This is a genomic window from Aliinostoc sp. HNIBRCY26, assembly GCF_050235535.1.
Taxonomy (GTDB): Bacteria; Cyanobacteriota; Cyanobacteriia; order Cyanobacteriales; family Nostocaceae; genus Trichormus.
Genome location: NZ_CP189852.1, coordinates 6,138,521 through 6,149,722, shown reverse-complemented (window position 1 = coordinate 6,149,722; position 11,202 = coordinate 6,138,521). Strand labels below are relative to the sequence as shown.

Genomic DNA, 11,202 nt, shown 5'->3' with positions numbered 1-11,202 from the left:
AGATTGCTGAATTTACACAACCTACTTGTATATTACTGTATACTAATTACATGATTAATCACCGAAAAGCAATCTTGACTAAGTTAAATCAAGTAGTGCTGAGGGGAATGTAGGGATAGGGAGAAGCAACAAATTTTAGTTTTTTCTGTTGCCAATCTTCAGTCTCTATACCTTGATCTTGATCTTTGTATCTTTCAGGATAAAATGGCAGTTCTATCTGGCCTTTTTTCTTCCCATTTTGTGCTGTTTCTTGCGCTCCAGCCCATCTTTGAATGTCTGTTTGTTTGAGGCTAAATTCAGAAGGTCTAGGAGGATAGCCTAGAGTCACTTTTGTGTAGGGAGGTCTAGCTGGATAACCAGTTTGGGAAAGGTCTACTCTACTAGCATAAAAAGTATCCCATGATACATCTAAAGCATATTCCCAAATTGTTTCGTAGGTGCTTAGAATAGACCTCCAAAGTTGTTTCCATTGATTTCCGTCTTGATAGTATGCCTGCCCACTTAATAGGAGAGATAAGGATATTGAACCATAACTTACATATTCAGGATGAATTAAATATTCATCTTTTTTTTCCAAGTCTATGATCTTTTTACGTAATTGCTGGGATTTTATAGGTGTTAACTTCAAGTTTCCTGTATGATTTTCCAGCCAATAGGTATCAGGGATGATATTGTAAGAATTAAATATTTCTCTGACTAACTCTATTTGTGTTTTTTGTGCAGAGGTTTGAATTGTTTGATCGTCTAGCCATGTACACGACATAATCTGAGAAAGTTGACGACATTGTAATAAAAACCTAACTGCGGAATATCTTGGATCATCAGTAGTGACAAATTCTGGGTCAACTTCTGTTCCTGCTGTGGGTAAATTATTCTCGTCAATTTGATAGTAGGCAATGAGGTCTTTTTTAGAACCATAGACTAATTGCTTCTTTGTACTACCAAATTCTTCTGTGATCGCCAGTATTTGAAATAATGTTTCTTCTGGATCTAAAGATTCATTTTTCCTCGCACTGACTGGATGATGTGACATGGGAGAATTGGGAAACAGATTTTTCAAATTCTCCAAATGTTCTCGTGTAAATGTGTGCATTTTTATTCCCCTTGGCAAATAGCCAGATAATTCATTCAGAAAGCATTAGAGTAAACTGTAAAAATGGAGAGGGTTATCCCAAAGAATCTTCTGAATTGTTTCTTGAGATAATTGATTTTCCAGTTCTAGAAGCCGATTTACAATGTCCGGTTGATGATCCATATGGGGATAATCAGAGCCGAAGAAAAAGTTACCTGCTCCAATGTACTCGATAATTTCTAATATGCAAGGTTCAGAAGGTTCAATTGCGATAAAACATTGGCGACGAAAGTATTCTGAAGGCGGCATTTTGATGTGATCTTTCACTTCAAAATATAAATTTTTGTATTCTTCATCTAGTCGCCAAAGCCAATAAGGAAGCCAGCCACAACCAGACTCTAAAAAACCAAATTTTAATTGTGGATGACGTTCTAAAACTCCGCCTTCAATTAATGCTAATAAAGCCATCATCTGTTCCATTGGATGGGAACAAGCGTGCATAGCAAAACGAGTATGAAATCTATCTGCACCTGTAGTTGGTAAACGGCTATGGGTTCCCTCATGAATTCCCACCGCGATATTTAATTCTTCGCAGGCTGTCCAAAATGGTTCATAGCTGCGATCGCTGAGTATTCTACCTTTGACGGGGTTGGGACGTAAACAGACGGCTTTCCAACCAAATTCAGCAATGCGGTGGAGTTCTGACACCATTGTTTCTGGTGCATGAAGATTAATCGCTCCGACTCCTTTTAATTTGTCTGGAGCATAACTACAAAATTCTTCATATAGCCATGTATTGTAGGCTTGGGTAAAAGCTCCTACAACCTCTGGAGACATACTATCAATCGCAAATAACCACAGTCCGTAAGTGGGATAAATAAAGGCGATATCAATCCCCATTTGTGTCATTGCTTGCAGGTGAGATTCCGCATCATAGCGTTGAAAATAGGCTTGGGGGTGAGCTTGCCTCATTTGGCGATCGCCTGCTGTTCTCACTTGTTGCGATATCTTATTTACTATGTCTTCTCCTTGAATTTTCATGTCTAGCGAGGGTGCAAACTCCCTAAATTCAGGTGCAAGGTATTTTCCCCACATCTGCGGCGGTTCAATTACATGGGAATCAGCATCAATAATCTTGTATCCATGCAGCATATATTGGGGATTGGGGATTGGGGATTGGGGACTGGGGACTGGGGACTGGGGATTTTACGCAGTCTAAAATCAGCCCAATGGGTGTACTATCAAATTAGGATAGCTAGTATTTTTTCTAGGAAATCCCTGTAATATAGGAATCCGCTTTGATTCGATGAAATTATTTGCGTAGGCAGGGAACAGCGAACAGGGAACAGAGAGAAGTCTGAGCGGAGGTTTCCTCCGATCAGAACTTCGGAGGAACAGGAAAGAAGGAACTAAAATTTGCGGTTTGTGAAGTAAGGAAAAGTTCGTAGTAAGGACTTTAGTCCTTAGATGAGGACTAAAGTCCTCACTACAAACTGTTTTCTTAACTGAACTGTATTGTCCTATATGTAGCTTTCTTAATTTTGAATTTTGAATTTTGAATTTTGAATTGTTATTACATCCACATGGGATAGGGGTTTAGTTGTGCTTCTGTAAGCGGTTGTTGTAACCAACCCATTTTCACGGGGACATCATAAAGTCTGCCTGCACCTAAGCGTTTCCACATATGGCGCATTCCTGGTACAATCACTTTAGCTACTTTAAGTCCAATATCAGGGCGAGTCTGATCTAGAACGAGCATTTCTAAACCATGCTGTTCCACAATTTTTTGACATAGCCTGACATCTTCCAGAAGATCATCGCTGGCTAATTGGGGATAATCTGCATAGACTTTGGGAACACTTTGAGCGTCGGGAACTAGATAAGGTTGATTGGAGATATTTGCAGATTTCCACCATTCCACAGCAAGGCGATCGCTAGATGGGGGATACTGGGTACTACCATCCGCGTTAGTAACTAATACATTCGGCAAAATTTGGTTCACTTCTGTTAAAGCTCGACTAATGGCTAGCTTGGCATCAAAGTGAACGCCGTAACCTAAGATAATATCCTCTACATCTCCATCTGTTCTGCGACTAATGGCCGCAAAAGCCGGAATGTTGAGATCACTAGTAATATCTATTACCCACAATTGTCTGTCAATAGTTTGATAATATTTGTTCAAAGTTTGAAAATAAGGTTCATCAAAACTATTTAAATCTACTTGATGTTTTGGCAGCCGATTATACCACCACAAGGCTACACAATCCCTTTCTACGAGTTCCATAAAGCCTTGGAGAATGGCTTCTTCGAGGGTATTACCTGCGGCGCAACCGTTGGAGTCTGCCCAACAATCCCTCTCACCTGACTGGGGATAGCCGTAATAACAGTAGGCAGTAGGCAGATATTTAAATTCCTGATGGGTTAAAGACCAAACTGGTGTCCAGTCAATTTCTCTGGTGGTATAAAAAGGTGCAGGGACTTTTTGAAACCAACCTTGACAATCAACATTCCATTGTTCTCGGTGCTGATATTGGTCTGGGCTAAAATTCATACAATCATTGGGGTGAATTGCTTTGTCGCCCAACTGTTCATAACTGCTTTTGCGTCTGATTTCATCCCCCTGAAACACCCCAGAATACCTTTCAATGGCTTCACAAAAACCGCTAGCTTGGGCTTGGGTATCAGTTCTACCTTTACCGGCACTTCTACCGCCGATATTTTGGCGTAAACTGGCTAAATCATCAAAAAGACTCTGAAAATGATGTTTGGCTATATATGTGTGGGTTAAGCCATTCCCTGGGATTTTGCTGAGTTCTCTGACAATACCTGTAATGGGGCTAATATGATGGGCGTATTTCTTTAAAGTTTCCTGTGGTGAACAAGAACGATGTCCGCCGTCTGTGGTAAAAGTTTTTTGGCGATGTTCTAAAACAATTGGCGAGGGCTGGTGATTTGGTTCACCGCAACTATCACACTGGGGACGCTGTACGACTGTATGGTTTTGGGTTTGGAGAGTCAAGGTGTCATAGGTGATGAGATTCCCTGCTAGTCTGGGATTTTCACCTTGAATAATCCATTTAAAAACCTCCGTTGCGATCATTCCTAGTGCGGTTTGCACTGTAGCATTGAGAAATCCTAGCGGTGGGGATAGGGAAATTTGTTGATGTCTGTGAAGGTAACTAGCAACTGGGCGATTATTTCTTAGACGGTTAGCGAGACATTCCCAACAAGCCGTTTTTTGGGGGTGAAATATCGGCCCTATCCAGACTATTGTTCCCCAGGGGTTAGCTAGTAGCCACGGGGATGAGGCTTGTTGATTAAATGCTGCTAGTTGGGGGTGGAGGTAGTCGTCAGTCAACACGACGGTGATATCTCCGGGTTCTGCGACTGGGATATCTAGGGATTTGAGGAGAGAGATTAAGTCATCGCTGGGAAGAGAACCAAATGTTTTAACTGCAACTGTAGTTGATTGCAACCTTTGAGCAGCTAGGATGGGGGGAACATTAAGATGATGACAGAAAATGGCTAAAGGCGATCGCTCAGATTCATCTTCTAGATAGCCCCGTTGTTCCATGTGGAATAGGGCGTATTGGGCTTTGATACTGGTGTTGAGAACATTCTGAAAGAAATCTGAGTTGTCTGGATTGGTTGGTAGTAGTTCTAGCTGAATGATGTCAATGATTTCATCAAGGCTATATTTACCTTCTTTGATGAGAGAAGCGAGAAGAAATGAGAGGCGATCGCTCAAGCAAATGGATTCTCTCTCAGATATGATAAATACTTGGTCTGGTTCTATGGTCTCAACGGTGTAGCAGGACTTAAATTTTGGTTGAATAATCATGTTTTGTCAGCAAAATCTGGAAATTACTGACATATGTTAGCTAATCCGTGGGTATAGTGTGAAAATCTCACCTAGTAAACTTTTAGGGTACGTTAACGAAGTAACTTACTATCCAGATACTTCTACTATACAAAATCATAGTTGTATTGCCATATGGTTATGCAATAGTAATTTATGTAAATTAAGACACTACCATTGTGCATAGGGATAGTTGTCGAGAATATTTTGGTCTTTACTCAATAATATATTTTTATCTAACAAAGCATTTGCCGTAATTATCCGGTCAAAGGGATCACGAGTCCAAGTTATTGTTAAAGCAACGCTGATAATGTCATTAAAATTTTTATTACAAACCTTTAAGTCAATGTGATTTGACAGATCCGCAATAATCACATTTGGCTCATCTGTAATACGTTTTATCTCATATAAATATTGCAACTCTAATCGAACAATTGCCGAAATATAAACTTCATTATTATTAATTAAAGTTTTGGCAACATCAGTTAATTTATCTGTTAAACCAGAATAGAGCCATGCTACTACATGAGTATCAAGATAAATCAATATTAACCTCCTGCCCCCAACTGATATTAACTAAATCATCAGGATTTCCCTGGATAGCATTTGGTTTGGCAGTCAAATTTTTAAGTTTATCTATTTTTTCTACAGGAACAATTTTTAATAATTTGCCATTTTTATTAATTTCTAATGGCATACCTGTTTCTAGCACCTCATCTAATAGATGCTCAATATTATTACTTAATTCCGTTAATGTAACCTTTTTCATTACTTGCCTTCAAGATTTACATTGTTTCATCAGTTCTAGGATAACAAAAATCCTGGCTTTACCCATAAGCTTTCGTAGTAAGGACTTTAGTCCTTATTTGAGAACTAAAGTTCTCACTACAAACCTTTAATTATTTACCCTGTTCTAGCTTGAAAAAGGGGTGTAGGGGTTTAAGGGTATAGGGGTGTAAGGGAAAGACTTTTTCATGTTTTCTTGTGTACCCAGTTCATGATCGCTACTTATGGGTTAATTTGAAATAGGTTTAACACCGCTAATCTTTAACACATCCCTCATAGTTGCACAGTAATTAGGTAACTCAAAACTACCAGGATTAATTACGGTGTCATAGGTAAAATGACGGTAGTTCATGCAGAATCGATCCCAAGCCGCCATTTGAATCCGAAAGACGGCAATGATTACATTTGCTAAAGATAAAGATAGGGGAATACGGAAGAGAATCTTTTTGCCGAAATAAGTACAAAGTTCTTCTATGGCTTGGTCGGCGGTTAGTCTTTTTTGTCCTAAAACTAGCCTGTGCGGTGTATCATTTTGGGGAGGATTGACAATTAAATATTTAACTACAGTCGCAATATCTTGACCGTGGATAAAGTGAAAACTACCGTCGGCTTTGAAGAACCGAATTAAATTAATATATTTAGTAACTTCGGGAATTCCTGATGTTAAATGAGAATAGGGTTTTTTGGCATCACCACCTAAAACTAAAGTCGGAAAAACAGTAGTAATTTTCGATGAAATCGCCAATTGTGATATCTTCTGTAAACATTCATATTTAGACCGGATATAATCTGTACCAATTTCTCCCGCTTCTTGGAGTGGTTGATTATGACGGTCTAAAACACTAGCTGTAGAAAAATAAATAACTTGTTGGCAACGTTCAGGATTTAATAGACTGAGTAGTTCTAAAGTTTTCGATACATTAATATCAAAAGTTTGTTCACCACCCCAAGCCGTAGCGGTGAGAACAGCAACATCAATTGTGGGTAGTAAATCAGCTAATTGGCTAATATTTTGCATATCACCCTGCAAAACGTGAATACCAGGACGAACAGTGGTATCAACTTGTAATTTTTGCGGGTTTCTGACTAGTAAATATAATTCGTCTTCTGTTTGTTGAATTAATGTTTCACTTATATAGTGACCAATACAGCCACTAGCACCAGTTACTAAAATTCTTTTATTCATAAGAGAGAGGCAGGATAATTTTAGATTGTAGATTGAACAATCTAAAAATCGCAAATCCAAAATTAAATTTTATCGATAGAGTCAATAGTCTCTAATCCAAAGTCAATAGTTCCCAGAACAAAAACTAATGACTATTGACTAATGACTATTGACTAATGACTAAACCAACGCATTGAGTTGCTTGGCGGTTTCAAAGAAGAAAGCCACGTTTTCTTCTGGGGTGTCTGGGTGTACACCGTGACCAAGGTTGAGGATGTGACCCCAGTTACCAGCTTTGCGAACAGTGTCAATGATGCGATCGCGGATAAATTCTTTTGAGCCGTATAATACGCCTGGGTCAAGATTACCTTGGACTTTGACGTGTTTTCCTAGTCTGGCTCTTGCATCGGCCATGTCTACTGTCCAGTCTACAGTGACGATATCCGCACCAGATTGCGCCATCCGTTCTAATACACCTGCGCTACCACTGACTAACAAAATCAATGGGGTGTCTGGGTGAGTTTCCTTGACTTGCTGGAATACCCGCTTTTGGTAAGGTAGCGCAAAAATATCATAGTCTTGGGGGCTGAGGTATCCCGCCCAAGAATCGAACATCTGCACTACTTGCGCGCCGGAGTCGATTTGATAACGGACGTAATCTGCGATCGCATCTGCTAATTTAGTTAGGAGTTGATGCAGTAAATCTGGCTGGGTGAAAGCCATGTTCTTGATGATGGAATAGGTTTTAGAACCTTTACCCTCTACTGCATAAGCCGCTAGAGTCCACGGCGCACCCACAAAGCCCAATACCGTCGATTTGTTGCCTACTTCTTGACGTAATGCCTGCAAAATAGTTTTGATAAAAGGTAGAGCCGTTTCTGGTTCTAGTGGGTGCAGCGCGTCAATTTGTGCTTGAGTGCGAATGGGCGCATGAATAATGGGGCCTTTACCTTCCGCAATGTCCATGTCAATCCCCAAACCGGGTAAGGGAGTCACAATATCGGAAAATAAAATTACGCCGTCTGGTTGGAAAGCTCTCCAAGGTTGCAGGGAGACTTCAATCGCTACTTCAGGAATTTCGGAGCGATCGCGAAATGAAGGATATTTCTCCCTTAAATCCCGATATGCTTTCATGTATCGTCCCGCTTGGCGCATCATCCACACAGGGGGACGATCTACAATTTCACCACGAGCAGCCCGCAAAAGATGAGGAGTCGTTGAAGCAAAACCCATTTAACACTTCATCCTAAGTCACTTTTTTATGTCAATGTTTAGCTTATCATTCTGGGATTACGCTTTCTCAAATAGAGGTAACAGCTCAACAGTAACAGGTGACACGCGAGATGCTCAATGCCCTACGCCCTATGACCTATACCCATTTTCATACTTAGGTTACAAATGTTTTTATTGAGATTATTTTTTTTAAATTTCTTAACTTAAATTAATATGAAAACTAATTCTCATCATGCAACTAGTCAGAGTAAATCTCCAGCAGTGAGATTATTGATCCCCCGTTCCCAACGCCGGACATTTTTATTTCAGTTTACTTTGATGACGGTTTTGGGTTGGGTGGTGGGTGGTATTGTCAGTCTGGCAATTGAAAAAATTCTCTGGCAAGGTTTTCTGCCGTTTTTTGCCGAACAGCCACAAATGTGGAGTTTTTGGGTAAAAATCCTGGGTAATATCGTGTTTGCCCTAGTTTTTGCAGCTGATCAGGCCTTAGTGATGCGCCGTTACCTCTCTGGCTGGCGGTGGATGCTGGCTACTAGTATCGGTTGGCTGCTAGCCAATGCTGTCTCCACGGCTTGGATTAACTATATTGCTAATTTATTTAATCAACCATTGACTAATGATACAGCTTTTGCGTTGGGTCTTTTGTCAACACTTCCATATATTTTATCTGGGGTTTGGTTGGGTTTATTGCAATGGTTAGTCCTGCGGAGTTACACATTTAAAAGTTGGTGGTGGAATTTTTTGCCGTCGATTTCCTTCTTCTGTATTAGTGTGGTAGTTTGGTTACTTTCTTTCATGCACAATTTAATTCCAGTACCCGTAATGTCTTGGATTGAACAAGGATTTACGGCTATGATCCTGGGAGTAATACCAGCTATTGGCTTGTGTACTTTAAAAAAACAACTACAACGTCAGACTGGAATCTCTAGTGTCCCCTCAAATTTGGGGTAGCTAGATGGTTGATTTGGGATAAAAGGTTACAGAAGAATGACAAAAGATCGGGTGTTACAAACAAATATTCTGCCACCTGTAGCTGAGAAACAGCCCCAGGTTCTAGAATTACATGGCGATCGCCGCCTAGACAACTACTTTTGGCTGCGCGACATTGATAACCCCAAAGTAGTCCAATATTTGGAGGAAGAAAACGCCTACACCGACGCAATGATGCAGCATACAGCATCATTGCAAACCCAACTTTACGAGGAAATGCTCTCACGCATTCAAGAAACTGATTTATCAGTCCCCTACCGCAAAGACAATTATTACTATTATTCACGCACCGAAGCCGGTAAAGCCTATCGTATTTATTGCCGGAAAAAAGATAGTTTAGATGCCCCTGAAGAGATACTTTTAGACGAAAATGAATTAGCAGAGGGTCATGATTTCTTTGATTTAGGTATCTTTGATATTAGCCCTGATCATCAAATCTTAGCCTACTCCTTTGATACCAGTGGCTCCGAAAGATATACACTTTACTTTCTGGATTTAAATACCCGTCAATTTTATCCAGAAACTATTACTGATACTTATTTTTATTTTTGTTGGGCTAATGACAACCGCACAGGGTTTTATACCAAAATTGATCATGCGAATCGTTCTTACCAATTATTTAGACATACTCTCGGTACAATCCCCGAATCTGATGAATTAATTTATCACGAACCTGATGATGCTTACTCGTTATACATTAGCAATACTCGCTCACAAGCGTATATTTTAATGAGTTTGCAAAGTAGTATCACCACAGAAATTCACTATTTAGATGCTAATCATCCCCACAGTGATTTTCAGATTATTTACCCCCGCCAAACAGGTGTAGAATATTATGTAGACCATCACAGCGATGACTTTTACATCGTCACTAATGAAGCCGCCACTAATTTCAAATTAGTGAAAACTCCCATCACTGCACTATCAAAAGATAATTGGGAAACTATTATTCCTCACCGCGAAGATGTGTTACTTTCAGGAATTAGCCTCTTTGCTGACCATTTAGTAATTTATGAACGCAAAGATGGGCTACAAGCGGCTAGGGTGAGAAACTTATCTACGGGTGATGAAGATAATATTGCTTTTCCTGAACCCACCTATGCGTTTTCAGAAGGTAGTAACCCAGAATTTAATACTAATATTTTGCGCTTTCATTACACTTCTTTAATTACGCCCCCATCGGTTTTTGATTACAATATGGCAACCAAGGAGCGAGAATTAAAGAAGCAAACCGAAGTGCTTGGTGGCTATGATCCTACTCAATATTGTAGTGAATGGTTAATGGCTCAAGCCCCAGATGGTGTACAAATTCCCATTTCTATAGTCTACAAAAAAGGAACTGAAAAAGACGGCAAAAATCCCTTATTACTCACAGGCTACGGCTCTTATGGTTCTTCTTACCCTGCGTCTTTTTCTTCCACTAGACTAACATTATTAGACAGAGGATTTGTATTTGCGATCGCACACATTCGTGGTGGCGAAGAAATGGGGCGCAAATGGTATGAAAATGGCAAATTCTTACACAAAAAAAACACTTTCACCGATTTTATTGCCTGCGCCGAATATTTAATCAACGAAGGTTGGACAACAAACACAAATCTAGCCATTACAGGCGGTAGTGCAGGCGGTTTATTAATGGGTGCAGTCATTAATATGCGTCCTGATTTATTTCAGGTGGTTGTTGCTAATGTGCCATTTGTTGATGTAGTAACAACAATTCTCGATACATCCTTACCCCTCTCCGCCGCAGAATGGGAAGAATGGGGAAATCCCAATGAACCAATCTATTATGAATATATGAAGTCCTACTCACCCTACGATAACGTCGAGGCTAAAGCTTACCCTGATTTACTAATTACCGCCGGTTTAAATGATTCCCGCGTCAAATATTGGGAACCCGCCAAATGGACAGCCAAATTGCGAGAACTGAAAACAGACAATAATATTTTGCTGCTCAAAACTAACATGGATGCTGGACATAGCGGTGCTTCTGGACGCTACGAAAGTTTAAAAGAATTAGCCTTTGAGTATGCCTTTATTTTGGAACGATTCAACTTAGTTTAAATTAGGGATACAGCCAGCAATTTTAGATTTTAG

At 39.9% G+C, this 11,202-nt stretch carries 9 protein-coding genes; 2 read left to right on the top strand and 7 right to left on the bottom strand.

Annotated features, from left to right (window positions below; all coding sequences use genetic code 11):
* Positions 1-88 precede the first annotated feature (88 nt).
* The 7 genes from ACQFX9_RS25990 to hemE all read right to left on the bottom strand — a co-directional run bounded on the left by ACQFX9_RS25990 (position 89) and on the right by hemE (position 8,115).
* A complete protein-coding gene (locus ACQFX9_RS25990; RefSeq protein WP_427159443.1) occupies positions 89-1,093 on the bottom strand; it encodes a hypothetical protein in 1,005 nt (334 codons plus the stop codon).
* A 45-nt stretch (positions 1,094-1,138) separates the two neighbouring features.
* Positions 1,139-2,224 carry an amidohydrolase family protein gene (locus ACQFX9_RS25985; protein WP_427159442.1) on the bottom strand — a complete coding sequence of 362 codons (1,086 nt, stop codon included), beginning with the start codon at positions 2,222-2,224 and terminating at the stop codon, positions 1,139-1,141.
* A 421-nt stretch (positions 2,225-2,645) separates the two neighbouring features.
* Positions 2,646-4,913 (bottom strand): TOMM precursor leader peptide-binding protein, encoded by a 2,268-nt coding sequence (locus ACQFX9_RS25980; RefSeq protein WP_427159441.1) that lies wholly within the window; start codon positions 4,911-4,913, stop codon positions 2,646-2,648.
* A gap of 189 nt (positions 4,914-5,102) precedes the next feature.
* Entirely contained in the window at positions 5,103-5,477 is a 375-nt protein-coding gene (locus ACQFX9_RS25975) for a type II toxin-antitoxin system VapC family toxin (RefSeq protein WP_427159440.1), read from the bottom strand.
* A complete protein-coding gene (locus ACQFX9_RS25970) occupies positions 5,464-5,700 on the bottom strand; it encodes a type II toxin-antitoxin system Phd/YefM family antitoxin (protein ID WP_427159439.1) in 237 nt (78 codons plus the stop codon). Before ACQFX9_RS25970 ends, ACQFX9_RS25975 begins: the two co-directional genes overlap by 14 nt.
* Before the next feature lie 246 nt (positions 5,701-5,946).
* Positions 5,947-6,903, bottom strand: a complete 957-nt coding sequence (locus ACQFX9_RS25965; RefSeq protein ID WP_427159438.1) for an NAD-dependent epimerase/dehydratase family protein — start codon at positions 6,901-6,903, stop codon at positions 5,947-5,949.
* A gap of 159 nt (positions 6,904-7,062) precedes the next feature.
* Positions 7,063-8,115: a uroporphyrinogen decarboxylase gene (hemE, locus tag ACQFX9_RS25960; protein WP_236140482.1), complete on the bottom strand. Its 1,053-nt coding sequence runs from the start codon at positions 8,113-8,115 to the stop codon at positions 7,063-7,065.
* A 213-nt stretch (positions 8,116-8,328) separates the two neighbouring features.
* On the opposite strand from hemE, the gene ACQFX9_RS25955 reads away from it, so the two are divergent.
* Positions 8,329-9,066 carry a hypothetical protein gene (locus ACQFX9_RS25955; protein ID WP_427159437.1) on the top strand — a complete coding sequence of 246 codons (738 nt, stop codon included), beginning with the start codon at positions 8,329-8,331 and terminating at the stop codon, positions 9,064-9,066.
* Between the two features lie 36 nt (positions 9,067-9,102).
* Positions 9,103-11,169: a S9 family peptidase gene (locus ACQFX9_RS25950; RefSeq protein WP_427159436.1), complete on the top strand. Its 2,067-nt coding sequence runs from the start codon at positions 9,103-9,105 to the stop codon at positions 11,167-11,169.
* The last annotated feature ends 33 nt before the right edge of the window (positions 11,170-11,202 follow it).

Coding starts and splice junctions, on each gene's coding strand:
- ACQFX9_RS25950 (WP_427159436.1), top strand. CDS start 9,103: ATGACAAAAGATCGGGTGTTACAAACAAATATTCTGCCACCTGTAGCT.
- ACQFX9_RS25970 (WP_427159439.1), bottom strand. CDS start 5,700: ATGAAAAAGGTTACATTAACGGAATTAAGTAATAATATTGAGCATCTA.
- ACQFX9_RS25990 (WP_427159443.1), bottom strand. CDS start 1,093: ATGCACACATTTACACGAGAACATTTGGAGAATTTGAAAAATCTGTTT.
- hemE (WP_236140482.1), bottom strand. CDS start 8,115: ATGGGTTTTGCTTCAACGACTCCTCATCTTTTGCGGGCTGCTCGTGGT.
- ACQFX9_RS25965 (WP_427159438.1), bottom strand. CDS start 6,903: ATGAATAAAAGAATTTTAGTAACTGGTGCTAGTGGCTGTATTGGTCAC.
- ACQFX9_RS25985 (WP_427159442.1), bottom strand. CDS start 2,224: ATGCTGCATGGATACAAGATTATTGATGCTGATTCCCATGTAATTGAA.
- ACQFX9_RS25955 (WP_427159437.1), top strand. CDS start 8,329: ATGAAAACTAATTCTCATCATGCAACTAGTCAGAGTAAATCTCCAGCA.
- ACQFX9_RS25980 (WP_427159441.1), bottom strand. CDS start 4,913: ATGATTATTCAACCAAAATTTAAGTCCTGCTACACCGTTGAGACCATA.